Origin of the sequence: Sphingorhabdus sp. (genome assembly GCF_041737645.1) — a bacterium.
Taxonomy (GTDB): Bacteria; Pseudomonadota; Alphaproteobacteria; order Sphingomonadales; family Sphingomonadaceae; genus Sphingorhabdus_B.
Map to the genome: position 1 here is coordinate 42,964 of NZ_JBGSRI010000065.1, position 23,361 is coordinate 66,324.

Below are 23,361 nucleotides of genomic sequence, written 5' to 3' on the forward strand. Positions count from 1 at the left end.
TCGCTTGAGAACAAATAAGGAATAGATTGCTCTTGTAAACTATTGAGTGCGAGCTTCGGTATCCAAGCTGCGGCTGGCCCTAGCTCGCTGCTACCGTTTCCTCTTCAACCTCGTTCTGCTGCCGCGCCCACATTTCGGCATAGAGTCCACCTTTGGCCAATAGCTCGAAATGGGTACCCTGTTCGGCGACTTGGCCTGCTTCCAATACCAGAATGCGGTCTGCATCGACGATGGTGGAAAGCCTGTGGGCGATGATGATAGTAGTCCGACGCTCGGATATCCGGTCTAACGTCGCCTGAATCTCGGCCTCTGTCCTGCTGTCCAAGGCGCTGGTTGCTTCGTCGAGGATCAGGATCGGCGGATTTTTCAGCAGCGTTCGGGCAATAGCCACCCGTTGCTTTTCGCCACCGGACAATTTCAGCCCGCGCTCGCCAACCTTGGCGTCATAGCCTTCAGGCAGGGAGGTAATGAAGTTGTGGATCGCGGCTCCGCGGGCGGCTTCCTCGATTGCAGATTGGTCTGCACCTTCGTGGCCATAACCGATATTATAGCCAATGCTATCGTTGAACAGCACGGTGTCCTGCGGAACGATTCCGATCTGGGAACGCAGTGAACTTTGCGCGACCTGTCGAATGTCCTGACCGTCAATGGTGATGCGGCCTCCTGTAACATCATAAAATCGATAAATCAGCCGAGCGATGGTCGATTTACCCGCGCCCGATGGTCCAACAACCGCAAGACGGCCACCCGGCGGTATTTCAAAACTGACGCCTTTCAGGATCGAGCGATTTGTTTCATAACCGAACTGCACATTTTCAAAGGCAAGGGCACCACCCTTGATCATAAGCGATGGCGCACCCGGTACGTCGACAATTTCAGGTGTGGTGTCGATCAGGTCGAACATCGCAGCCATGTCGGTCAAGCCCTGCCGGATGGTGCGATAGACCATGCCCAGCATGTCCAATGGACGGAACAGTTGCGCCAATAAGGTATTGACCGTCACGACATGACCGGTGGTAAACTGCCCCTGTGACCAGCCCCAGACGACATAGCCCATCGCGCCTGCCATCATCAGGTTGGTAATCAGCGATTGCCCGACATTGAGAATAGCCAGCGAATTTTCAGATTTGACGGCTGCGTCGGACCATTGGCTGACCACCTTGTTGTAACGGGCGGCTTCGCGTTTTTCGGCGTTGAAATATTTGACCGTTTCGTAGTTGAGAAGGCTGTCGACCGACTTGGCGACCGTTTGGGTATCCAGTTCGTTCATCTCCTCGCGCAATTTGTTGCGCCAATTGGTGATGATGGTGGTAAATCCTATATAGGCAACAACCATGACCCATGTCGCAGCGACGATCCCCCAGCCGAACTCGATCTGGAAATAAGCCGACACCAGAACCAGTTCGAGGAGTGTCGGCGCGATATTGAAAAGCAGGAAATAGAGCATGATATCGATGCTCTTGGTGCCGCGTTCGATTACTTTGGTCACCGCGCCTGTGCGCCGGTTCATGTGGAACCGCATCGAAAGATTGTGCAGATGGCCAAAGACATTTTCCGCAAGACGGCGGGTTGCATCCTGTCCCACCCGTTCGAACACGACATTGCGAAGATTGTCGAACAAGACACCGCCAAAGCGTGCCCCCGCATAAGCGGCGACGAGTGCAATGGCGATGGTCACGCCGTCTTCCATGCCCGGAACCATCCGGTCCACCGCCTGTCCATAGAGCCATGCCATGCTCAGCTGGATCAGCTTCGATAGCACCACAAGCAGGAGCGCGCAGACTATACGGACCCGAAGACCAAATTGGTCCTTTGGCCACAGATAAGGCAAAAAGCGCCGCATGACGGCGAAATCGGGCTTGGTGTCAGTCGGGGTTTCTAAAGGCGGCACCCGCGCCATATAGGCAGGCGGCGCATAATAACAAAGGGTGTTTAAGTCTTACCGGTCAGCAACATCCACGTGGCGATGGCATTCATGCCGGTATAAGCCAGATAGAATAAGCTGACCAACATCGAACCTTCGTTGGCCAACCACAACGCACCGGTCAATAAGGCCAGTTCGATCGCATAGCTGCCATAAGGCCCGAGATATCGACCGAAATAGCGCTTGGTATCTTCAACAAAAGGGTGCCGCGATTCTATCACGGCTTTGTGCATCGTGAAATTTGCCACACCCAAAAGAAAGCACATGATAAGCAACATCATCGATGCTTCATGGTCCCGGGCGGCCGGATCGCGCTTCGTTGCGTTCCGATTGACGCTCCAGCGCGACTTTTATCATTGCGATAATAGGATCCGCGAGCGCCAGGCCCAGTATTCCAAACAACGCCCCGAACAGGATTTGTGCTCCGAGGACCAGCGCTGGTGCCAGATCGACGGCACGTTTCGCGACCATAGGAACGATCAGATAACCGTCGACCATCTGCACCACAAAATATACAAAAACAGCATAGAGCCCGACATCGACCCCGGCAGAAAATCCCACGAGGATGATGAGCGCACCAGATACAATCGCGCCAATATTGGGCAGGAATGCAAGTAAGCCGGTTAGTACACCCAGCAAAGCGGCCATCGGCACCCCGCCGAGGCTCAGAAGAATCCATGTGCCAAAGCCCTCCACGGCCATGCCGAGCAGTCGGCCAGCCATAAGACGGCGGAGCACATGTCCGATTTTTTCCGCAGTGCCATAAAAATGGGTTCGTTCGGCCAAGGGCAGCATCCATGCAACGCCGCGTTCGTACATCCGCGGTTCGGCGGCGATAAAAATAGCCAGAACGAGCATCATCGCCATGTTTGTGACGGTACCTACGACTGAAGAAACGGCTGCCGTAACGCGCCCGACCGAATTCAGGATCTGCGTACCGAAGCCTTTGACATCATCGGCAGAGATGTTGAAACCGGAGGCTGCGACCTGGTTGCCGAGTGTTTCAACCTGCGCTTCGATAATCGCCTGTAAGCTGGCGGCCTGCGCGGCGAGCTCAGACCCTGTGAAAACAAAGGTCCAGTAAATAAAACCAAACACCGCCAGCACCACAATCGTCAACCGAAAGCCACGCGGAATGGGAAGGACTCTTCCCAAAAGGCGGGCACCGCCGTCGAACATGGCGGCCAACACAAGTCCTCCGATAATGAGCAATATCGGTTGAGCCAGCCAGATCAGCGCCACCACAAATGACGCCATACCGATCCAGACCGCGGCTTTTTTTAGTTCGCTGCGGACGAGGGGGTCGTAAAACTCGGTTGGCCCCACTTCTTCGCGGAACGTATCCGTTACCGGCTCGGCCTGCTTTCGAGGCGCGCGCGCCTTACGGGGCTTGGCGGCTGCGGCATCATTCATTCGCTCTTACCTCTTGGCGGTATTACCTTCTGAGGTCGCAGGCTTGTTCCGGCGCGATCACCACGCAGCGAATTGAACCAAGTTGCAGGGTTTAACCCCGTGCTACCGTCGACCGAAAAGGTGATGATCTCTGCCCTGCCGCCTAGCCTGTCCCATGATACCGGACCGCCCAACCCGCCTAGTTCAGATGCGACCCGACTGTCCGAGCTATTGTCGCGATTGTCGCCCATCAGGAATACATGCCCAGCGGGAATTTTGACCGGTTCCATGTCATCGGTGTCACGCCGGCGCGCATCGATGGTGTCATATTGCACGCCGTTGGGCAGGGTTTCGCGGATGATGGGCAGATTGCATGTCATCTTGCCATTCGCGTCGCGGTCCAATGCACCGGGGAAATCATAGTCATTGCACGGGCTGTTCGCGTCAACGGCAAGTACCAGATTTGGCTGCGTTTCTTGCTTAACCGGCTTGCCGTTCAGAAATATCTGCCCCTCGCGCAGCTCAATAACATCACCCGGCAAGCCGATAACCCGTTTGATCCAGTCCTGATATTTACCTTTTGGCGTCAGGATAACGATGTCACCGCGCGCAGGCATTTTTCCCCAAACACGAGTTTCGCTCTCGGGTAGCGGCACGGCAAGGGCCTCGACTTCTTCGCGAAGCACCAACCAGCGATAAATTGCCACCGGATTGGGGATGGTGGGTGAAACATGGCTCCAGCCATAAGGATATTTCGATACAAATAATCTGTCACCAACGAGCAACGTTGGCATCATCGAGATCGATGGAATGTAAAAAGGCTTGGCGATAAAGCTATGGAAAGCGAGCACCGCCAGCAAAAGCCAGAACCTGCCCTTGATTTCTGCCCAAGCGGATGCCGCCCATCCCCGCTTTTCCGGCGTGGATGCGGGCGGGGTGGCGGGATTGCTATCTTCGGTGGTCAAACTGCTCATACCTTTTGTGCTGGAAGCGCCTCAATAATGACAAATGCCTGCGCCCATGGATGGTCATCGGTGAGCGTCAGATGAATATGCGCTTCATAGCCGCTCGGTATCATCGCGTCGAGACGCGCTTTTGCGCCACCGCTAAGGGCCAGGGTCGGCGCACCCGAGGGCGCGTTTATGACCCCGATATCCTTCATGAATACGCCGCGCTTAAATCCGGTGCCCACCGCTTTTGAAAAAGCCTCTTTGGCGGCAAAGCGTTTGGCATAGGTGCCGGCTTTGGTAAACGGACGTTTGGCGGCCTTTGCGCGCTCCACGTCTGTAAAAACTCTTGTCTCGAACCGGTCGCCAAACCGTTCCAAAGAACGGGAGATCCGTTCGATATTGCACAAGTCAGAACCAAGGCCGATGATCAACGCGCCATATCCATCAACATCCGCATTTTCCGAACGCTCTGTTCAAGCCCGATAAATATTGCCTCACCGATCAGATAATGGCCGATGTTGAGTTCGGCAATTTGCGGGATCGCGGCTATTGGCTGGACATTTTCGAAGGTCAGACCATGCCCGGCGTGCGATTCAATGCCATTTTTGGCGGCGAGCGCCACCGCCTCGGTGATGCGACGCAGTTCCGCCTCGCGGTCTGCGCCTTCGCTATGTGCATATTTGCCAGTGTGAAATTCAACAACTGGCGCACGCAATCGAATCGCTGCATCAATCTGGCGCGCATCGGGTTCAATGAACAGGCTAACCCGGATGCCCGCATCGGCTAATCGCGTGACCATCGGTGCCAGATGGTTGTGCTGCCCCGCGGCATCCAGACCGCCCTCAGTCGTTCGTTCCTCACGACGTTCGGGGACAATACAGGCGGCGTGCGGTTTGTGGCGTAACGCGATCTGCAGCATTTCCTCGGTGGCGGCCATCTCCAGATTAACCGGCAAGCGAATTTCGCGCATGATCGAATCAAGGTCTGTGTCGCGAATGTGGCGACGATCTTCGCGTAAATGGACGGTGATGCCATCGCCACCGGCAGCCTCTACGACGTGGGCGGCGCGCATCGGGTCGGGATGCTCCCCGCCGCGCGCGTTGCGGATGGTGGCGACATGGTCGATATTGACGCCAAGGCGGAGGGGAAGGGTCAAGTCGCTAAGTCCTTGCACAAGGCCGCGCGCATCACATCATGCGTGATGCCCGTCTGCTGCCAGATTTCGCCAAAAGCAGCTTCGGCCTCGGCGCGGTTCGATGTCATGATGATCACCATGTCCAGATCGGGCAATATGATATTGCGCAGCACTACGCCACCAATGAAGCCACGCCGCTCAATTATGCGCACAGGCGTATCCCCGCAATTTTTGAGGGACGTGCTAAACGACCATTGCCCGAAAGCGGCAAAGCCATATTTGGGATTGCCTGCCCACATTATGCTGCGCGCTGTATCGGGCAGCAGCTTGCCGGTCATCAGCGCGCGATCAAAGGCAAATAGATCACGGGTCGTGCCATAAAGCGCGCCTGCGCCGCCAAAATTCTCCAACCGGAACGCTGATGACTCCGGTTTGCCGTCGGCATAGCCAGCCACGGTGCGCTCCGTTCGCGGGAACAGGCCAACGCTGGTGAGGCCTAGCGGTTGTGCGATGCGCTCGACGATCAGCGTTTCGTAGGACTTGCCACTGGTTGCCTCGATTATTGCGGCCATCATGATGAAATCGCAGTCACCGTAACGAAAACCGGACAGCGGCTCGCGGGTAGTTGGCCCTTCGCAATATGCCCGGCCGGTCTCAGGGCTGTCGCGTTCGACCATGTAGAACTTTGACCAACCGTCCGAACCGATGGGGCCTTCTTCAGTGCGCGGTAGCCCTGATATGTGCTGCATAAGCATGCGCGAGGTGATGCGGTTTGCAAAAGGCGCCTTGCTGTCGGGCAGGTAACGGGTGATGGGCGCGTCGAGATCGAGCCTACCGGCTACGACCTCTTGCATCGCTATCGTGGCCGTGATCTGCTTGGTTACCGATGCCCAGCGCCAGGTCTGGCCCAATTGATGCTCGACATTGCTTGACGGATCGATCGCACCGAATGCGCGTTCATAGATGATATCGTCCCCACGCGCGATCAGGATAGTGCCCGGCGCTTTGACTGGGTCGAGCGCTGCCGAGACGGCATTCGCATCAAGGGCAGGGGGTGCTGCTGCTGCGCCAAGCATCAACGAAGCGAGCGAAATGATGAGCGCACGTATCATGCCGTAGTGGGCCCGTTCCTGCTGCCGGGCTTCATTACCGGTATCGCTGCGAGTGATTCCGGCACCTCGTCAGCAGCATAGGTAGGAAAATTCAATTCAATCAGCGGGAAGAACGGCACACCCAGTTCGACACTGCCGCCAGAACGGTCGACAACCGAAGCCGCAGCAATCACCTCACCGCCTTCGGCCTCGATGGCCTTGATGGCTTCACGCGACGACAGGCCGGTGGTGACAACGTCCTCGACCAGCAAGATTTTCGTGCCTTCTTCTATGGCAAAGCCCCGGCGCAACCCGAAAACGCCCTCGGGTCGTTCGACGAACATTGCATCCACACCGATAGCTCTACCCATTTCATGGCCAATTATCAGGCCGCCCATTGCCGGCGAAATTACCGCCTGGATGTCGTTGCGGACCTCCCGTGGGATTTTCTGAGCAATGGCGAGCGCAATACGCCCTGCCCGTTCCGGGTTCATCAGCAATCGCGCGCATTGCAGATAATGTGCACTATGCCGCCCGGACGACAGCAGGAAATGCCCTTCAAGCAATGCATCGACGTTACGGAATTCTGATAAAATTTCATCTTGGGTCATACTGAGAAAAACTGTCCTCGCGAAATTATGTTATTATTTGCAACTTACGTCTAGTGAATTGCAACGCAAATAGGTGGAAATACGCGGCAAATAAATGCTAAAAATCTTTAATCGACCGCTTGAGGCTTCTGACAAGCGCGCCTATAGGTCGCGCGAGTCCGGCAGGCTAAGGCTAAGTCGGAACTGCGCAATGTTCCTGCGCCGCACCAAGAATACGGGGCCAAGTTGATGAATATGTTGAAGAAATTCCTGATTGTCCTTGCCGCAATGACGATTCCGTCATTGGTTATGGCGCAGGCGGCGAATCCTGCTCCTGCACCACTGACCAAGGAAATTGCGGCACCGGTTGTGGCAAATCCCGCCGCAGCCGCGCCCGCAGCCGCCGCGCCGGCCGCTGCTGTGCCGAAATCCATGGATGGTTCGTTACCCGGATACACCCCGATGAAGCCAACCGAGGGGATCGGGATGCCGAAACCCAGGGAAATCGATTTTCAGGAACAATTCAGCGATAATGGCCAATATGCAAAGTGGATAAACAACGCCATTTTGTTGCCGATCATCACAATCATATCGCTTTTCGTTCTCGGGCTGCTGCTCTGGGTGATCGTCCGGTTTAACCGCCGTTCCAACCCGGTGCCGTCGAAGACGACCCACAATACTTTTATCGAGATTGTCTGGACGCTGATTCCGGTTCTCATCCTGCTGGGTATTGCCTATCCGTCGCTGGATCTGCTAGCAAAGCAGTTCAAGCCTGCACCTGCAGACGCGGTGACCGTCAAGGTTACCGGATACCAATGGTATTGGGGTTACACTTATCCCGACCATGGCGGTTTTGAAGTCGTTTCCAACATGCTGAAAAACAAAGAAGACGTCGCACCTGGCGAACGTTTCCGCACCGAAAATGACGGGCCTGCGCAGTTGGCAGTCGACAATCGTATGGTCGTACCGGCGGGCGTACCTCTCCGTATTCAGACGACTGCGGCCGATGTAATTCACGCGTTTGCGGTACCATCGCTGTGGTTCAAGCTGGACGCCGTTCCCGGTCGTTTGAATGAAAAATCGCTTACGATCACCAAGCCGGGTGTCTATTTTGGACAATGTTCGGAACTTTGCGGTGCACGCCACGGGTTTATGCCGATCTCGGTAGAAGCTCTACCGCCTGAAAAATTTGCAGCATGGGTCAAGGCGCAAGGCGGGCAAATGCCCGGTGAAGTCGCCGCAGCTGCCGCACCCGCTGCGGCACCTGCACCTGCCGCCGCCGTACCATCTCCCAGCGCTGCGCCTGCCGCAGCCGTAACCAAGTAAAAGGCCAGACTGATGACAACCATTGCTGCTACGGGCGCCGACCTTCACGCACATGACCATCATGATGCGGATCACAAGCCGGGCTTTTTTGCCCGCTGGTTCATGTCCACAAACCATAAGGATATCGGGACACTCTATCTGATCTTCGCAATTTTTGCGGGGATTGTTGGAGGCGCAATTTCGGGCCTGATGCGTCTGGAACTTGCCGAACCCGGCATCCAATATCTTCAAAGCTGGGCCTCGATGATGGCCGGCAAGGACGCCTCGATGGACGAGGCCTATCATATGTGGAACGTGCTGATTACCGCGCACGGCCTGATCATGGTTTTCTTCATGGTTATGCCTGCGCTCATTGGCGGTTTCGGCAACTGGTTTGTGCCTCTGATGATCGGCGCGCCGGATATGGCGTTTCCGCGTATGAACAATATCAGCTTCTGGTTGACGGTTGTTGCTTTCATCATGCTTTTGGGATCAAGCTTCGTTCCTGGCGGTACGGGACTTGGTGCCGGAACTGGCTGGACAGTATATGCACCGTTGTCGACTTCAGGTTCGGTTGGTCCGGCTGTCGATATGGCGATCTTTTCGCTACACTTGGCAGGCGCGGCTTCAATTCTAGGCGCGATCAACTTCATTACCACCATCTTCAACATGCGTGCGCCGGGGATGACCCTGCATAAAATGCCGCTGTTCGTATGGTCGGTACTGGTGACTGCATTCCTGCTTTTGCTGGCTTTGCCGGTGCTGGCGGCGGCGATCACCATGTTGTTGGTCGACCGTAACTTTGGCGGTGCATTTTTTGATGCAGCGGCCGGTGGTGATCCGGTTCTGTATCAGCATCTGTTCTGGTTCTTCGGACATCCCGAAGTGTATATCATGATCTTGCCAGGCTTCGGCATCATCAGCCAGATTGTGGCGACTTTTAGCCGCAAGCCGGTCTTTGGCTATCTTGGTATGGCTTATGCAATGGTGGCCATCGGTGTTGTCGGCTTCGTTGTCTGGGCGCACCACATGTTCACCACGGGCATGAGCGTAGACATGAAAATGTACTTCACCGCAGCGACGATGGTGATCGCGGTGCCAACCGGCATCAAGATTTTCAGCTGGATTGCTACCATGTGGGGTGGATCCGTCAGTTTCAAGACACCAATGGTCTGGGCCATGGGCTTTATCTTCATGTTCACGGTAGGCGGCGTGACCGGCGTTGTGCTTGCCAATGGCGGCTTGGACGATAACCTGCATGACACCTATTATGTCGTCGCCCACTTCCACTATGTGCTTTCGCTGGGCGCTGTATTCTCGCTGTTTGCCGGTTTCTACTACTGGTTTGGCAAGATATCCGGACGCCAACTGAATGAATTGCTGGGTCACCTGCACTTCTGGATTTTCTTCATTGGCGTGAACGTGTTGTTCTTCCCGATGCACTTCCTTGGAAATTCGGGAATGCCGCGTCGTTATCCCGATTATCCGGAGGCATTTGCCTACTGGAATGGCGTGGCGTCGACGGGCTATGCCATCATGGGTGTTGGCGTCATTATTTTCTTCATCAACGTCATCTGGTCGCTGGCCGCCGGTCGTCGTGCCGAGGAAAATTACTGGGGTGAAGGTGCTACAACGCTCGAATGGACGTTGACCAGTCCTCCACCTTATCACCAGTTCGAAACCCTTCCGGTCATTAAGTAACGGCCAAAATCCTCGTTTCCCCCTTTCCTGAAATTCAGGGGAGGGGGCAGGAAGCGCATCATGACAACAGCAACGCGTAACATAACCCTGCCAGCGGAATGGCGTGATTTCTGGGCGCTTACCAAGCCCCGGGTGATGTCGCTTGTTGTTTTTACCGCGCTGTGCGGGCTTTTGGCTGCGCCCGGGCATATCCACCCTGTGATTGGCTTTACGGCCATACTCTGTATCGCCTTGGGCGCAGGTGCATGTGGTGCGTTGAACCAATGGTATGAAGTCGATGTCGATGCCAAAATGGCACGAACATCCAAGCGTCCACTGCCCGCAGGCCGTATGGACCCAGAGGCCGCCTTGCATTTCGGTATCGGGCTTGCGGCGTTTTCGGTCGGAATCATGGGCGTTGCTGTGAACTGGATTTCGGCCGCTTTGCTGGCGTTTTCCATATTTTTCTATGCGGTTGTCTACACGATCTGGCTAAAGCCAAATACGCCCCAAAATATTGTAATCGGCGGTGCCGCTGGTGCTTTTCCTCCAGTGATCGGCTGGGCCGCTGTAACGGGTGATGTGACCCTGCTTCCAGTTTTGCTGTTTTCCATTATTTTTCTTTGGACGCCGCCGCATTTCTGGGCCTTGGCGCTGTTTATGAAGACAGATTACGGGGCTGCGGGAATCCCGATGTTGCCTAATGTTTCTGGTCAGCGCGTTACCCGCAACCAGATATTTGCTTACAGTTTCCCGATGGCCGCTGTGGCGATTGCACCTTTCCTGTTAGGGGAAAGTGGTTGGCTGTACGGAGTTACGTCGGCATTACTCAACCTCGTGTTTCTGGCGCTCGCGTTTAACGTTTGGCGCAACGAAGCGAATGAGGCCAAAGACATGAAGCCGGAAAAGCAGCTTTTTGCTTTTTCCATCCTTTATCTATTCCTTCTCTTTGCCCTTTTTGCCTTTGATCGGATTTTGTTCGCATGACACAACCTGAGCGAACTGGGTTTACCGCAGAAGAAACCCGCATCATTCGTCAGCGACAGGCAGCACGGTCACGTATAATGGGCGTCGTTTTGGTCGCATTATGCGTTCTCTTTTTCATGATAACGGTCGCCAAAATCGGGGTATGGGGCTGATGGCCATTTCGAACCTGCGTGTTGGCATGATGGCCGGAGCGATGGCTGTATCGATGGTGGGCGTTGGCTTTGCGGCGGTCCCATTGTACCGGATTTTCTGTGAGGTTACGGGTTTTGGTGGCACCACGATGCGGGTCGATGCCGCGCAGGCGGCCACTGTTGTGGCGACCAACAAGACTATCGTGATCCGGTTTGATGCCAATCAACGCAACGGCCTGCCTTGGGAATTTAAGCCCGAACGCCCAACCGACACCATTTCCATTGGTGCCAAGGACATGTCTATTTTCATTGCCAAAAATCTGTCCGACGTTCCAGTGACCGGAACGGCAACTTTTAACGTATCGCCAGCGCTTGCCGGACAGTATTTCAACAAGATCCAATGCTTCTGCTTTACCGAGCAGACGCTTCAGCCGGGTCAACAGGTTCGCATGCCGGTGCTCTATTATGTGGACCCGAAGATCATGACGGATCCGGAAACCAAAGACATTGAAGAAATTACTCTCAGCTATACTTTCTATCCCGTGGAGAACCCAAAGACGGTAGACCCGGCGGGCGAGGGCAGCTAAGAGCAATCGAAACGCGTTAGACTACAGGGAATTGACAATGGCCGGTGCCAAGAACCACGATTATCATATTTTGCCGCCGAGCATTACGCCTATTCTCGGCTCCTTTTCTGCGCTGACCATGTTTTTTGGCTTGGTGATGTGGATGCATCCCGAGCAATTTGGCTATGGCAGTTTGGTCTTCGGCCTTGGGTTCGTGGGCGTTTTGTATACGTTCTTTGCCTGGTGGTCTGATGTGATAAATGAAGCACATGCGGGTGATCACACACCCGTGGTGCAGTTACACCTTCGTTACGGGATGATCATGTTCATCGCATCAGAGGTAATGTTCTTCGTTGGCTGGTTCTGGGCGTGGTTCGATTTCTCTCTGTTTCCGGTGCCACTTGAGATCGCCATAGATGCTGAAACCCATGCATTTACGGTTACGAACCTGATCGGACAAGAAGGTGCTGCAGCTTTGATGCAGTGGCCGCCAAAGGGACTTGAAGTTCTTGACGCAATGAAATTGCCGCTGCTCAACACCTTGATACTACTCTGCTCCGGAACAACCGTGACGTGGGCACACCATTCCTTGATCCATGGTGATCGTGAAGGATTGAAAAAGGGTCTTTGGCTGACCATCATTCTTGGGTTGGTGTTTAGCGCCATTCAGGCTTACGAATATTCTGTTGCACCTTTCCCGTTTGGCGGACTAAATTATGGTACAGCCTTCTATATGGCGACAGGTTTTCATGGTTTCCATGTTATCGTTGGGACTATCTTTTTGGCAGTTTGCCTAGTGCGGACCTACAAAGGCCACTTCACGCCCCAGCAGCATTTTGGTTTTGAAGCGGCTGCTTGGTATTGGCATTTTGTCGACGTTGTTTGGCTTTTCCTTTTCATCGCTATTTACATCTGGGGAGGATGGGGGGCGCCCATCCACGCATAAAGGCATATTGGTGCCTGACTTGAAAAATCCAGAAGGGCAGCCGGGCATCGCCAAGGCTGCCCTTTTTGGTCTCTGCCCTCAATGTGGTGCAAAAACGCTGTTTTCAGGACCGGCCCGTTTTTCTGACCGCTGTTCCGCCTGTGGCCTGGACTATTCGAGCTTCAACGTAGGTGACGGCCCTGCAGCCCTATTAACATTAGTGATCGGGGCGCTGATAATAATATTTGCACTCATTCTGGAATCGACCGCGCATCCACCTTTTTGGGTTCATGTTTTGATTTGGGTTCCCATCACCATTGTGATGACGGTCTACTCGTTGCGTGTGTCCAAGGGTGCACTGTTGGCTTCAGAGCATCATAACAGAGCACACGAAGCCGGTCGGGATGATATCGTATGAAGTGGCCGGTGTTCCCCACAATAATCGTTTCCTTAGCCGTGGCCACCATGATCGGATTGGGGGTTTGGCAATTGCAACGCAAAGAGCAGAAGGAGCTTCTCCTTGCAAGATTTGAGACGGCAGCCAATTTGGTGCCCGTCACATGGCCCGCCGTGCCTGATAAGGAAAATCTGCCTCTTTTTCGAAAATCTGGGCTGATGTGCATCAAGGTCATGCGGATTGAATCAGTGTCCGGAAGCAACCGCGAGGGAAAAGCCGGTTTTGCGCATATAGCGTCCTGTTCTACCGGCGGAGCGGAGGGGCCTGGCGCCAAAGTGGCCATCGGTTGGTCGGAACGACCCGTGTCACCACAGTGGGCGGGGGGGCTGGTAAATGGTATTATCGCGCCCGATAATGTTCAACTTATCAAACTGGTCGCCACAGATAAGGTTGAAGGCCTACAGCAGCTTTCCTTGCCTTCGCCTCAGCAAATCCCGAATAGCCATCTGCTTTACGCAATCCAATGGTTCATTTTTGCGACCGCTGCTGCGATCATTTATGTGCTGGCGCTGCGTAAGCGCACGCAATCGGCTTGAGCCTTCCAGCGGACGTTACTTTCTACCTCGTCGCCTCCGCCGCAGTCATCTTGGTGGGTCTGGCGAAAGGTGGATTTGCCGGCTTGGGTGCCGCAGCTATTCCTTTGCTTGCTCTTGTCATGGATCCGGTATCGGCAGCAGGAATGTTGCTGCCCATATTGATGGCGCAAGACATTGTCAGCGTCTGGGCCTTTCGGCGCAGCTTCGACAGCCGCACATTGAAACTCACCTTGCCAGGGGCAGTCTGCGGGATTTTTCTAGGCTGGTGGTTTGCTGCGGTCGTCAATGAGGATGCCGTCCGGGGATTGGTCGGTATCATCGCGCTCGCCTTCGGGGCTTACAGATTATCTCCGCAGATTAGCCAGATGGTGCAAATGAAGGGCCCTGCACCGGAATGGGTCGGTACGCTTATGGGAGGGGTGTCTGGATTCACGAGCCAGATAGCGCATGCGGGCGGGCCACCGTTTCAGATATGGGCATTATCCCGCAACTTCCCCCATTTTGTGTTTGTCGGGACATCTTCGATATTCTTTGCGATTATCAATTGGATAAAAGTTCCGGCATATGCTGCATTGGGGCAATTCAATAGTCAGAATATGACGTTAACGGCCGTGTTCATGCCGCTGGCGCTGGCAAGTACATTTGCCGGGGTCTGGTTGGTGAAAAGAGTGTCGCCCGCCCGGTTCAATGCGATCATCAACTTATTGATGATCGGCGTTGGACTAGAACTGATCCGGCAAGCCATCTGGTGATGGCGCCATCGCCTATTTAGGAGATAACACCATCAGCATCTGGCGGCCTTCCATCCTGGGATGGGCCTCGATCTTTGCAGTATCAGCGGTATCGGCCTGCACACGTTGCAGTAATTGCATACCCAGTTGCTGGTGCGCCAGTTCGCGTCCACGGAACCGCAAGGTGATCTTTACCTTGTCGCCTTCCTCGATGAATTCGGCGACCTTTTTCATCTTCACCATATAGTCATGGTCGTCGATGTTTGGACGCATCTTGATCTCTTTGATTTCCTGGGTCTTCTGGCTCTTGCGTGCAAGATTGGCCTTTTTCTGGGCCTCATATTTGAACTTGCCGATGTCGAGGAACTTACACACTGGCGGATCAGCGTTAGGAGATACTTCAACCAGATCGAGGCCGACTTCAGCGGCCTGTGCTATCGCTTCACGGGTATATAGCACCCCCAGATTTTCGCCGTCATCATCGATGACGCGCACTTTTTCGGCGGTGATTAAATTGTTGTAGCGCGGTCCACTTTTTACAGGTGGGGTCATGGCGCGCCGGGTAGGCGGGGTTGCGATAATGGATACTCCTAAGGTTGATATGCGGGGCCAATACAGGCATTTGCCGCGCAAATAAAGTGCTTACACAATGGCAGTGCACAATTGTCGCATATAGTTGCCCGCTCGCAACGGACAAGTCGTCGAATCGAAGCCGTTATTTCGATGGTAATGAACGATTCGAATTTATACTGTCAGCAAAGCGATGCTGGTCAATGTTCGCATACGAATGCGATAGCTTTGCGGATATATTTTTCGATTGTGCTTTCAGGGCGATACCAGAAACCGGATCCATTTTGGCGCTCGTTCACTTTACGTGCAGGTAAATTGATGTATGTGAAAAAAAGAAAAGAACATGTTTGGATTTTAATATATCCATTTAAAGTAATAAAATAACATTCGATTGGAATAATAATGAGTTTCTCCTCCACTGGCTCACTTTCAAGTGTGCCAAACGGGCGGATCATCGACTTTGAAATTGCAGAATTGCGAACACTGTCCTTCGAGGACAGTAAGTATCTCTGGGTGAGGGGCACGCTTCCGGGGAACAGTTTTGAAGCCAGACTTGCCCCCCGTATCTATCAGAACCGCCCGGATTACTGGGGCATCGAGATTGCAGCGGTGCAAGCCCATGTCCCGCATCGTTTTGCCCCCGTCGGTGGCGAGCCGACGACATTCGAGCAGTCGATCCCATTGACCGGGATTACGGGTGTCCGCGGTATCACCGTGATCGGCGCCAATCAGGTCAAGAGGATCGATGTCACCGGTGAGTCCTGAAAGGGTCGCAACTTGCCGATGAGGTCGGGGACAGGCGGTATCTACGTCTGTCCCCGTACCGCCTGCGATGCGGATCATTTCGCCAGTTCCGTGAGCGTATCGACGGTCAGCACTTGCGGTAGCACCCGAGGTTCACCGCCGACCGGGTAAAAGAGATAGAGCGGCACTCCGGACCGGCCCTGACGGGCAAGGAAACGGGTAATGGCCGGATCACGTCTGGTATAATCCCCCACCATCGTCGCTATTCCGGCTTTTTCGAATGCCTGTGTGGTTTCCTCCCGATCTATTGCGGCGGCTTCATTGACTTTGCAGGTGAGGCACCAGTCCGCAGTGAAATACAGAAATACCGGGCGCTTTTCAGCGAGGAGTTGCGCGAGCCTCTGTTCCGAAAATGCCTCGCCATCGAGCTTGTTCGTGACCGAAGTCGCTGCGTCGGGTTCCGGCAGGCGATCGAGTGCGAAATAGCCCAAGGCAAAGATCACCGAAGCAATCCCCAGCGCCCAAATCATCGATGCACCTTGCCGAACGATAATCATGATCCCTGCCAGCAGAGACGCTGAGGCAATGCCGCCAATGATCCAGCCGTTAATACCTACCAGCTGACCCAGCAGCCACAGTAACGCCAGCGCTGTGAGCGCCATGGGTATCGCCATCCATTGGCGAAATCTGACCATCCACAAACCCGGTTTTGGCATTCGGGAACGGAGAGGCGGGATGTAGGCAATGGCAAGAAACGGCAGCGCAAGGCCAAAGCCTAATCCGGCAAAAATCAGGAGCGCCTGCGGTACTGGAAGCAATAATGCAGCGCCCATTGCTGCTGCCATGAAAGGCCCGGTGCAGGGCGTTGCAACTACCGCCGCCAGTACTCCCGTCCAGAACGACCCTGCCATCCCGCTTTTGCGGGTGAGGCTGTCACCGGCACCAATTCCGCCAATTTCAAAAAGCCCGGCAAGATTGGCGGTGATCGCCACCATCAATAACAGAAGCAGGAAAACGATAACCGGGTCCTGAAGTTGAAAGGCCCAGCCGATTTCCTGTCCTGCCGAGCGCAGTCCCAGCATCACGCCGCCCAGGATGAGGCAACTCAGCATGATCCCTGCGGTGTAGGCGAGGGCATCACGGCGAGCCTGACCTTCATCACCCCCTGATTTGGCAATCGCTATGGCCTTGAGCCCGAGGATCGGAAAAACGCAGGGCATGAGGTTGAGAAGCAACCCCCCGAGAACGGAAAGCCCCAGAATCAACGCCAGGTTCACACTGGATTTGGCCTCACCGGACAAAGCACCTTCGCCGAGAACCGTGACCGCATCACCACCCGACGGCACAGATCCGGGCAATGCGCGAACCTCTATTCCCTGCGCATCCCCGAAACGGAGCAGGCCGTCGATCTGTCCATTGAACGGCTTATCCATCGCGCCTTTGACGACGAGCCAGTTGCCTGTGCGCCGTGCCGACTGCGATGCGGCGTAGCGAAAGATATTCTCGGTGCGAGGGAAGAACCAGACTTTGTCTGCAGGAGCGCCTGCCGGATAAGGAATGGCTATCGAGATGGTCTTGCCGTTGACGGCATATACCGCCTGCCGGTCCAGCGGAACAGGCAAAGCGGCGCGCCAGATGTCGAAGCGGCTGCGCGTGTCTTTATCAATCCTGCCATCACCGATGGTCAGGGGAATAGCGAACGAACCGCTTTCGGGAACGCAGATCATATCGGAGCATGCCGACCAGCGGGCATCGACCTTTATTGTGATCTTTTGACGTGGCTGAAGCTTCAGCGGCAGTTTCAGGTCGACGAGGAAGGCGTGCTTTTGCTTGTAGATATGGTTCATGAAGCCACTGACGATCAGCGTTTCCGGGACTGGTGCGCGGATCGGGCCCGCCGTTACTCCGGGGGGCAGTTTCCATTCGAGTTCGAGCGGTGTGCCCGCGTCACCGGGGTTGAGCCAATAATCATGCCAGCCCGGTTTCGGGTCCATCATAATGGCAACCGTCACGGTGTCGCCGGGGGCGGGGGTATCGGTTTCAACCGCGATCGAGGCACGTACATTTTGCGGTGCGCCGGGAAGCTGTGCATGGGCTGCCGGAATCAGGAACAGGCCAATCAGAAGCAGGATAATCGCGCGCACATTCATGGCGTTGCCCTTACCGGAATTGGGGGTGGGTAGGACAGCGGTATTTTCCAATCGGCGGCCCACTTCCCAACGGGGGCGAACGTCTACCCCAGCCGTGCCAATGCCGCCGTCAGCCGCTCCGCCTCCGCGGCTTTTTCCGCATGGTCGGCGCGGGCCTTTTCGACCGCTTCGGGCTTGGCCTTTTCGACAAAGGACGCGTTGGACAGGCGACCGGAGAGCGAGGCCGCTTCCTTGGTCGCCGCTTCGATGGCTTTGGTGATGCGTGCCCGTTCGGCGTCCAGATCGATCACGCCCGCAAGCGGCAGGACAAAAGTCGCCTCGTCGACGACCAGCTGTATGGAGCCGCCTTCAGGGGCATTTCCGGCGCCGATATTTTCCAGTCGGGCAAGACGTGCGATAACGGCTTTCTGATTGGCCATCCGTTCCAGCGTCGCAGGCGAAGCGTCGCGGACAAAGGCGTCCATCTTGGCACCGGGTGCAATGCCCAGTTCATTCTTCGCGGTACGGACTTCGCCGACCAGCCGGATCAGCCAGTCGATTTCTGCGGTTGCCGAAGCATCAACGTCTGCCTTTGGTTCAGGCCATTTCGCATGAATAAGGTCATAGCGACGTGGCTGTTCAGGGTCGGCCAGCGCGTGCCATAATTCTTCGGTGACGAACGGCATGAAGGGATGCAGCATCACCAGCATCTGGTCGAGCACCCAGCCCGCCACGACCCGGGATTCTTCGTCCATATCCTGCTTCTCGCCATCGATGAAGGCAGGCTTGATCAGTTCCAGATACCAGTCGCAGAACTGGTCCCAGACGAAGTGATAAATAGCGTCGGCCATGCCGTCGAAGCGGAATTCGGCGAAGGCCTTGTTCAGTTTTTCGACTGTCTCGACAACTTCGCCGATGATCCAGCGGTTGACCGCAAGCTCGGCTTTGGGGGCCGAGATCGAATGCGATCCGCCGATACCGTTCGACTGCGCGAAACGCGCCGCGTTCCACAACTTGGTCGCGAAGTTGCGGTAACCGGCAACGCGGCTTTCATCCATCTTGATGTCGCGGCCCTGGCTCTCCATCGCCGCCATGAAAAAGCGCAACGCATCGGCACCATATTGGTCGATCAGGCCGAGCGGGTCGATGGTGTTACCCTTCGACTTCGACATCTTGCTGCCATCGGCAGCGCGAACGAGGCCGTGGAGATAGAGCGTCTTCCACGGCACTTCCTTCATGAAGTGAATCCCCTGCATCGCCATCCGCGCGTCCCAGAAGAACAGGATGTCGAAACCGGAAACGAGGACGTCATTAGGGTAATGGCGCTGGAGGGTGTTCCCCAAATCCTCCCCGGTACGGGGAGGGGGACCAGCCGCAGGCTGGTGGAGGGGGTTGTCCGCATCAGGCGACGCGTTTGGCTGCGCCCCCCCTCCGTCAGCCGGTACGGCTGCCACCTCCCCGGAACGGGGAGGATTTTCTTAGGGCCAACCCAAAGTCCCGCATGGCCCGAGCGCAGACGAAAACCAGGTGTCGAGTACGTCAGGATCGCGGATCAGTTCGACGCTTTCGTCGGCCAAAGCCTGCGCACCTGCTTCGTCTTCGGCGACATAGCATTTGCCGTCGGCGTCAAACCACGCCGGTATCTGGTGCCCCCACCATAACTGGCGCGATACGCACCAGGGCTGGATATTCTCCATCCAGTTGAAATAGGTTTTCTCCCACGACTTGGGCACGATATCGAAGCCGCCATTGGCCTTGCCATTGCGCGCGGCCTCAATCGCTGGCTTGGCGAGCGTTGCCGCATCGACGTACCATTGGTCGGTCAGCATCGGCTCGATGACAACGCCGGAGCGGTCGCCAAAAGGTTGCTGGATCGTTTTGTTTTCGACGGCAATCATCAGGCCATCGCCATCGATGTCGGCGACCACGCGTTTGCGTGCTTCGTAGCGATCAAGTCCTCGATAGGCTTCGGGGACGAGGTTGAGTGCGTCGACTTCAGCAGATGTTGCGGCTTCGCCAGCGGCTATCGCTTTGGCGCGCTCGGAGGTCTCGCTATATGGCGCGCCGTCGGTGCGCATCGCTGCTACTTCGTCCATCAGGCGGTACATCGGGATGCCGTTGCGCTGCGCTACGCCATAATCGTTCTGGTCATGCGCGCCAGTTATCTTGACCGCGCCCGAACCGAAATCTGGGTCGGGATATTCGTCGGTGATGATCGGGATCAGGCGGCGATGCGCCTTGGGGCCGACAGGGATTTCGCAAAGCTTGCCGACGATGGGTTTGTAGCGTTCGTCCGACGGATGCACAGCAACCGCGCCGTCGCCAAGCATCGTTTCGGGGCGAGTGGTGGCAATGGCAATATAGTCGCGTTCCTCTTCGACAGTAACATTGCCGTCTGCGTCGCGCTCGATGTAGGTGTAGGTTTCGCCATCTGCGAGCGGGTATTTGAAGTGCCACATATGGCCGTTCACTTCGCGGGTTTCGACCTCGAGATCACTAATCGCAGTTTTGAAATGCGGGTCCCAGTTGACGAGCCGTTTGTCGCGGTAAAGCAGGCCCTGGTTGTAAAGGTCGACGAACACCTTGATGACGGCCTTTGAAAAGCCGGGGTCCATGGTGAAACGCTCATTCTCCCAATCCATCGAGCAGCCGAGACGGCGCAGCTGGCCAGTGATGGCACCGCCGCTTTCTTCCTTCCACTCCCACACTTTGGTGACAAATTCTTCGCGGGTGAAATCGGTGCGCTTCTGTTGCCGTTCGGCCATCTGCCGTTCGACCACCATCTGTGTTGCGATGCCGGCATGGTCCATGCCGACGACCCACAAGGCATCCTTGCCCTGCATGCGGGCATGGCGGATGAGGATATCCTGCAAGGTGTTGTCGAGCGCGTGGCCGATGTGCAGGCTGCCCGTGACATTGGGCGGCGGGTTGACGATCGTATAGGGCTCGGCTTCGGGGCGATCGGGACGGAACGCGCCGGTGCTTTCCCAATGGGCATACCATTTCGCCTCAATCGCGGCGGGATCAAAAGTCTTGTCGATAGTCATGCGGATGGCTCTTAACGGGCCTTTTCCCAAAGGGAAAGTGCGGTTCGCACCGTTATTTCCCAGCTACGGCGCTGGGCCATTAAGGAAACGCCGTGGTACAGCCGCAAAGGCCACCGGCGTTTCCTTTATCGCCTTATTTGGAAAGCAGGGTGGTCCCAAAAATGTGGGAACCAAAATACACCAGCAAAAAGCCCCATCCCGCCATGCCAAACGCACTGAACGCCATATTTGTGGGGTCACTGTGCATGGCATCCGGTTTGAAATAGAGCATCGCGTTTGTCAGCATTCCCACGGCGCACAACAGTATTACGGTGTTAAGCCAAAGGCCCGGTTTCGCAGGCGCACGGTAAAACAAAGTCACGAGCAACAGAAAGGCGAAAACCGCGGCGATCATCAATGGTTGAAACGGTTGCCGGACAAAAACCGGCGATGCGCTTCGCATGGCATAGATTCCGGCCAGGATGACAAGGGTGGCCTTACTTAAAACAAGAAACATAAATCTCTCCTTCAGGAACAGAATATTTTTCTGGAGTTCAAACTGAAAAGGGATGGCAATGGCTTGAAAGCCAATTGCCATCCCTCAAGGTGTTACCTGTGTGTCAGGTAGAAAAATTCCCGCCTGACATCGTCCGCCCGAAAACTAATGGGGAGCCTTGCGGGAGGAAATGCAGCCGGTGACGTGGCTAAAAAGCTGAAGCAACATCACCGGCCTGGTCACAGTTAGAATTCGCCAGCGATACCCGCACGGATGGCAGTATTCTTGCCACCGCTTTGCGAAATACCGGCGGTCAGCGCGAACGGACTGTCGACATCAAGGCGATGCATCAACGACGCGCTGAACGCGACTTCACCGCGAAAAAGCCCGGTGTTCGCTGCATAGCTGGTCTTGCCCGGCGCCGAAGGGAATGGCGCATCGGCCATCGCAACGGCTGCGGCGATCCCGCGACGCGATTCGGTCTGGTTGATTTTGGCAAGGTCGAACAATGCTGCCTGACCTGCTTCCAATGTTGTCAGGCGACCATCGAATTGACCGATGGACGCGTTCAGCGCGGCGATTGCCGGGCGGATCGTTGCGTCACGTCCAACGGTGCCGGTGGCATCAACGGTCATGACGTCCGTCGGGCCAACCTGCGCCAATGTGCTGGCCGCGATGTCACCAACGGTAACCGATGTGCCTGCGCCGCCCAGAACAACCTGATTGGCGCGGGTTGTCGTGGCCGTGTTGCCAAGTGCTGTCGAACCGTCAAAGTTTGCAACCGCACTTTTGCCGACCGCTGTTGCGCGAACACCCGATGCGAGCGCCTGATGCCCGACAACCAGAGACAGGGTTCCGGTGGCTTTTGATTGCCAGCCAAAGGCCTGCGCCCCGCGTGCGTCGGCTTCGGCTTCTCCGCCGATTGCCGTGCCGTGAAAGCCAGCGCTTGATTTGTCGCCGATAACGGTCGCATCTTCGTCAAAGGCTTCTGCCCCGCTTCCGATGGCAACCGTCGTTTGTGCCGTTGCCTTTGCGGCGCGGCCAATCGCTATGTTCGAATCTGCAAACGGATCGGGGTTAACGGTCGTCGGCGTGATCAGTTCGGCCTGCGCCGCATCGCCCAGCGCAACGGCGGAAAACCCTACAGCAACCGCCTTGTTACCTTGTGCAAATGCACTACCACCCGAAGCAACGCTTTCCGAACCCAAGGCAACTGCCGCGGTTCCGTTGGCGATGTTGGTGAAGCCCAGTCCGACTGCGCCCTGACCACTAACCTGGTTCGGATCACCAATCGCGACCGCACCGTTACCGGTGGCAGTGTTACCAAAGCCGATCGAGACAGAAGCCCCGCCGTCAGCCGTTGCACCGTTGCCGATAGCCACTGCATTGTCGGTTGCGGCAAAGGACGCCTCCTCCTAGATCATTACCGCCAAAAGACACCGTGTTGATTTCGTTGACTCCAGTCGCGATCGAATTAATGCCGATCGCTACGCTGCCTGCTGACAAGGCTTGACTGCCGGCGCCAAGGGCTATGCCGCCACTTGCTCCGAATCCCACTTCGGAACCCACGCCAATAGCAATGCCGCCATCTGCGCTGCCCGCCACGTCAGCCGAAAATCCAACAGCCACCGAATTTAACCCAATGGCATCTGCAAAAGCTCCTACAGCAGTGCTGAACCCAGACGCGTCAGAGCTCGCTCCAACGGCAGTGCCGCTATTACCAGTAACTTCAGCGTCCGCACCAATCGCAGTAGCGTTGGTCGCCGTTGTACCGGTGGTCGAAAGTGTGCCGCACTCCGTAGTATTAGTCCCAGCACCATTGACGCATTCCGGATTTGGCCCCGCCCAAACTGGCGTAACCAGTCCTAGAGCGGCAATGCTTGCGCCTGCGGCCAATGCCGCACGCGTTACTGTTGATTTTCTCATCATTAAATTCCCTTTGGTTATCTTGTTCGTCACCGCTCGATCGCTCCAGAATGGCGCCATCTGTGGTGAC

At 55.8% G+C, this 23,361-nt stretch carries 24 protein-coding genes and 1 pseudogene; 10 read left to right on the forward strand and 15 right to left on the reverse strand.

Annotated features, from left to right (window positions below):
• Nucleotides 1-79: 79 nt before the first annotated feature.
• The 8 genes from ACEW72_RS12580 to pyrE are packed head-to-tail and all read right to left on the reverse strand — an operon-like array spanning nucleotide 80 to nucleotide 7,103.
• Nucleotides 80-1,891 carry an ABC transporter ATP-binding protein/permease gene (locus ACEW72_RS12580; RefSeq protein ID WP_373476732.1) on the reverse strand — a complete coding sequence of 604 codons (1,812 nt, stop codon included), beginning with the start codon at nucleotides 1,889-1,891 and terminating at the stop codon, nucleotides 80-82.
• Nucleotides 1,892-1,932: 41 nt separating this feature from the next.
• Nucleotides 1,933-2,205, reverse strand: a complete 273-nt coding sequence (locus ACEW72_RS12585) for a hypothetical protein (protein ID WP_373476733.1) — start codon at nucleotides 2,203-2,205, stop codon at nucleotides 1,933-1,935.
• A gap of 7 nt (nucleotides 2,206-2,212) precedes the next feature.
• A complete protein-coding gene (locus tag ACEW72_RS12590; protein ID WP_373476734.1) occupies nucleotides 2,213-3,337 on the reverse strand; it encodes an AI-2E family transporter in 1,125 nt (374 codons plus the stop codon).
• Entirely contained in the window at nucleotides 3,334-4,290 is a 957-nt protein-coding gene (gene lepB, locus ACEW72_RS12595; RefSeq protein WP_373476735.1) for a signal peptidase I, read from the reverse strand. The genes ACEW72_RS12590 and lepB overlap by 4 nt, the downstream gene beginning before the upstream one ends.
• Entirely contained in the window at nucleotides 4,287-4,697 is a 411-nt protein-coding gene (acpS, locus tag ACEW72_RS12600) for a holo-ACP synthase (RefSeq protein WP_373476736.1), read from the reverse strand. The genes lepB and acpS overlap by 4 nt, the downstream gene beginning before the upstream one ends.
• Nucleotides 4,694-5,422 (reverse strand): pyridoxine 5'-phosphate synthase, encoded by a 729-nt coding sequence (locus ACEW72_RS12605; RefSeq protein ID WP_373476737.1) that lies wholly within the window; start codon nucleotides 5,420-5,422, stop codon nucleotides 4,694-4,696. Before ACEW72_RS12605 ends, acpS begins: the two co-directional genes overlap by 4 nt.
• Nucleotides 5,419-6,513 carry a serine hydrolase domain-containing protein gene (locus tag ACEW72_RS12610; protein WP_373476738.1) on the reverse strand — a complete coding sequence of 365 codons (1,095 nt, stop codon included), beginning with the start codon at nucleotides 6,511-6,513 and terminating at the stop codon, nucleotides 5,419-5,421. Before ACEW72_RS12610 ends, ACEW72_RS12605 begins: the two co-directional genes overlap by 4 nt.
• On the reverse strand, nucleotides 6,510-7,103 hold the full coding sequence (gene pyrE / locus ACEW72_RS12615; RefSeq protein WP_373476739.1) for an orotate phosphoribosyltransferase: 594 nt from the start codon (nucleotides 7,101-7,103) through the stop codon (nucleotides 6,510-6,512). The genes ACEW72_RS12610 and pyrE overlap by 4 nt, the downstream gene beginning before the upstream one ends.
• Nucleotides 7,104-7,331: 228 nt before the next feature.
• On the opposite strand from pyrE, the gene coxB reads away from it, so the two are divergent.
• Genes coxB through ACEW72_RS12660 form a run of 9 tightly spaced genes read left to right on the forward strand, consistent with a single transcriptional unit; the run spans nucleotide 7,332 to nucleotide 14,421 of the window.
• Nucleotides 7,332-8,408, forward strand: coding sequence for a cytochrome c oxidase subunit II (gene coxB, locus ACEW72_RS12620; protein WP_373476740.1), 1,077 nt, complete (start codon nucleotides 7,332-7,334; stop codon nucleotides 8,406-8,408).
• Nucleotides 8,409-8,420: 12 nt separating this feature from the next.
• The gene (gene ctaD, locus ACEW72_RS12625; RefSeq protein WP_373476741.1) at nucleotides 8,421-10,088 is read left to right on the forward strand and encodes a cytochrome c oxidase subunit I; all 1,668 of its coding nucleotides are present in this window, start codon (nucleotides 8,421-8,423) and stop codon (nucleotides 10,086-10,088) included.
• 60 nt (nucleotides 10,089-10,148) lie between these two features.
• On the forward strand, nucleotides 10,149-11,054 hold the full coding sequence (gene cyoE / locus ACEW72_RS12630) for a heme o synthase (RefSeq protein WP_373476742.1): 906 nt from the start codon (nucleotides 10,149-10,151) through the stop codon (nucleotides 11,052-11,054).
• Nucleotides 11,051-11,206: a hypothetical protein gene (locus ACEW72_RS12635; protein ID WP_373476743.1), complete on the forward strand. Its 156-nt coding sequence runs from the start codon at nucleotides 11,051-11,053 to the stop codon at nucleotides 11,204-11,206. Before cyoE ends, ACEW72_RS12635 begins: the two co-directional genes overlap by 4 nt.
• Nucleotides 11,206-11,772: a cytochrome c oxidase assembly protein gene (locus ACEW72_RS12640; protein ID WP_373476744.1), complete on the forward strand. Its 567-nt coding sequence runs from the start codon at nucleotides 11,206-11,208 to the stop codon at nucleotides 11,770-11,772. The genes ACEW72_RS12635 and ACEW72_RS12640 overlap by 1 nt, the downstream gene beginning before the upstream one ends.
• A gap of 37 nt (nucleotides 11,773-11,809) precedes the next feature.
• A complete protein-coding gene (locus tag ACEW72_RS12645) occupies nucleotides 11,810-12,697 on the forward strand; it encodes a cytochrome c oxidase subunit 3 (protein ID WP_373476745.1) in 888 nt (295 codons plus the stop codon).
• Between the two features lie 10 nt (nucleotides 12,698-12,707).
• Nucleotides 12,708-13,094: a DUF983 domain-containing protein gene (locus ACEW72_RS12650; protein ID WP_373476746.1), complete on the forward strand. Its 387-nt coding sequence runs from the start codon at nucleotides 12,708-12,710 to the stop codon at nucleotides 13,092-13,094.
• 47 nt (nucleotides 13,095-13,141) lie between these two features.
• Complete coding sequence (locus tag ACEW72_RS12655; RefSeq protein ID WP_373476786.1) at nucleotides 13,142-13,669, forward strand: SURF1 family cytochrome oxidase biogenesis protein; 528 nt, start codon at nucleotides 13,142-13,144, stop codon at nucleotides 13,667-13,669.
• Complete coding sequence (locus ACEW72_RS12660) at nucleotides 13,666-14,421, forward strand: sulfite exporter TauE/SafE family protein (RefSeq protein ID WP_373476747.1); 756 nt, start codon at nucleotides 13,666-13,668, stop codon at nucleotides 14,419-14,421. Before ACEW72_RS12655 ends, ACEW72_RS12660 begins: the two co-directional genes overlap by 4 nt.
• A gap of 12 nt (nucleotides 14,422-14,433) precedes the next feature.
• Here the strand turns inward: ACEW72_RS12660 and infC are convergent, their stop codons facing one another.
• Complete coding sequence (gene infC, locus ACEW72_RS12665; protein ID WP_160354205.1) at nucleotides 14,434-14,952, reverse strand: translation initiation factor IF-3; 519 nt, start codon at nucleotides 14,950-14,952, stop codon at nucleotides 14,434-14,436.
• A 420-nt stretch (nucleotides 14,953-15,372) separates the two neighbouring features.
• On the opposite strand from infC, the gene ACEW72_RS12670 reads away from it, so the two are divergent.
• The gene (locus ACEW72_RS12670; RefSeq protein ID WP_373476748.1) at nucleotides 15,373-15,735 is read left to right on the forward strand and encodes a hypothetical protein; all 363 of its coding nucleotides are present in this window, start codon (nucleotides 15,373-15,375) and stop codon (nucleotides 15,733-15,735) included.
• Nucleotides 15,736-15,809: 74 nt separating this feature from the next.
• Here the strand turns inward: ACEW72_RS12670 and ACEW72_RS12675 are convergent, their stop codons facing one another.
• The 6 genes and pseudogenes from ACEW72_RS12675 to ACEW72_RS12700 all read right to left on the reverse strand — a co-directional run bounded on the left by ACEW72_RS12675 (nucleotide 15,810) and on the right by ACEW72_RS12700 (nucleotide 23,294).
• Nucleotides 15,810-17,927, reverse strand: a complete 2,118-nt coding sequence (locus ACEW72_RS12675; RefSeq protein WP_373476749.1) for a protein-disulfide reductase DsbD family protein — start codon at nucleotides 17,925-17,927, stop codon at nucleotides 15,810-15,812.
• Nucleotides 17,928-17,947: 20 nt separating this feature from the next.
• Nucleotides 17,948-18,901 (reverse strand): class I tRNA ligase family protein, encoded by a 954-nt coding sequence (locus tag ACEW72_RS12680; protein WP_373476787.1) that lies wholly within the window; start codon nucleotides 18,899-18,901, stop codon nucleotides 17,948-17,950.
• A pseudogene (locus tag ACEW72_RS12685) lies at nucleotides 18,893-20,890 on the reverse strand (valine--tRNA ligase); the annotation flags it as partial. The pseudogene ACEW72_RS12685 and the gene ACEW72_RS12680, both read right to left, overlap by 9 nt.
• A gap of 133 nt (nucleotides 20,891-21,023) precedes the next feature.
• The gene (locus ACEW72_RS12690) at nucleotides 21,024-21,386 is read right to left on the reverse strand and encodes a hypothetical protein (RefSeq protein WP_373476750.1); all 363 of its coding nucleotides are present in this window, start codon (nucleotides 21,384-21,386) and stop codon (nucleotides 21,024-21,026) included.
• 224 nt (nucleotides 21,387-21,610) lie between these two features.
• Entirely contained in the window at nucleotides 21,611-22,747 is a 1,137-nt protein-coding gene (locus tag ACEW72_RS12695; RefSeq protein WP_373476751.1) for a hypothetical protein, read from the reverse strand.
• Nucleotides 22,719-23,294: a hypothetical protein gene (locus tag ACEW72_RS12700; protein ID WP_373476752.1), complete on the reverse strand. Its 576-nt coding sequence runs from the start codon at nucleotides 23,292-23,294 to the stop codon at nucleotides 22,719-22,721. Before ACEW72_RS12700 ends, ACEW72_RS12695 begins: the two co-directional genes overlap by 29 nt.
• Between the last annotated feature and the right edge of the window lie 67 nt (nucleotides 23,295-23,361).

Excerpts from the sequence above, each read along its gene's own strand:
- ACEW72_RS12585 (WP_373476733.1), bottom strand. The coding sequence starts at position 2,205 with ATGATGTTGCTTATCATGTGCTTTCTTTTGGGTGTGGCAAATTTCACG.
- ACEW72_RS12590 (WP_373476734.1), bottom strand. The coding sequence starts at position 3,337 with ATGAATGATGCCGCAGCCGCCAAGCCCCGTAAGGCGCGCGCGCCTCGA.
- lepB (WP_373476735.1), bottom strand. The coding sequence starts at position 4,290 with ATGAGCAGTTTGACCACCGAAGATAGCAATCCCGCCACCCCGCCCGCA.
- ACEW72_RS12610 (WP_373476738.1), bottom strand. The coding sequence starts at position 6,513 with ATGATACGTGCGCTCATCATTTCGCTCGCTTCGTTGATGCTTGGCGCA.
- pyrE (WP_373476739.1), bottom strand. The coding sequence starts at position 7,103 with ATGACCCAAGATGAAATTTTATCAGAATTCCGTAACGTCGATGCATTG.
- coxB (WP_373476740.1), top strand. The coding sequence starts at position 7,332 with ATGAATATGTTGAAGAAATTCCTGATTGTCCTTGCCGCAATGACGATT.
- ctaD (WP_373476741.1), top strand. The coding sequence starts at position 8,421 with ATGACAACCATTGCTGCTACGGGCGCCGACCTTCACGCACATGACCAT.
- cyoE (WP_373476742.1), top strand. The coding sequence starts at position 10,149 with ATGACAACAGCAACGCGTAACATAACCCTGCCAGCGGAATGGCGTGAT.
- ACEW72_RS12635 (WP_373476743.1), top strand. The coding sequence starts at position 11,051 with ATGACACAACCTGAGCGAACTGGGTTTACCGCAGAAGAAACCCGCATC.
- ACEW72_RS12640 (WP_373476744.1), top strand. The coding sequence starts at position 11,206 with ATGGCCATTTCGAACCTGCGTGTTGGCATGATGGCCGGAGCGATGGCT.
- ACEW72_RS12645 (WP_373476745.1), top strand. The coding sequence starts at position 11,810 with ATGGCCGGTGCCAAGAACCACGATTATCATATTTTGCCGCCGAGCATT.
- ACEW72_RS12655 (WP_373476786.1), top strand. The coding sequence starts at position 13,142 with ATGATCGGATTGGGGGTTTGGCAATTGCAACGCAAAGAGCAGAAGGAG.
- infC (WP_160354205.1), bottom strand. The coding sequence starts at position 14,952 with ATGACCCCACCTGTAAAAAGTGGACCGCGCTACAACAATTTAATCACC.
- ACEW72_RS12670 (WP_373476748.1), top strand. The coding sequence starts at position 15,373 with ATGAGTTTCTCCTCCACTGGCTCACTTTCAAGTGTGCCAAACGGGCGG.
- ACEW72_RS12680 (WP_373476787.1), bottom strand. The coding sequence starts at position 18,901 with ATGGATGAAAGCCGCGTTGCCGGTTACCGCAACTTCGCGACCAAGTTG.
- ACEW72_RS12690 (WP_373476750.1), bottom strand. The coding sequence starts at position 21,386 with ATGTTTCTTGTTTTAAGTAAGGCCACCCTTGTCATCCTGGCCGGAATC.
- ACEW72_RS12700 (WP_373476752.1), bottom strand. The coding sequence starts at position 23,294 with ATGATGAGAAAATCAACAGTAACGCGTGCGGCATTGGCCGCAGGCGCA.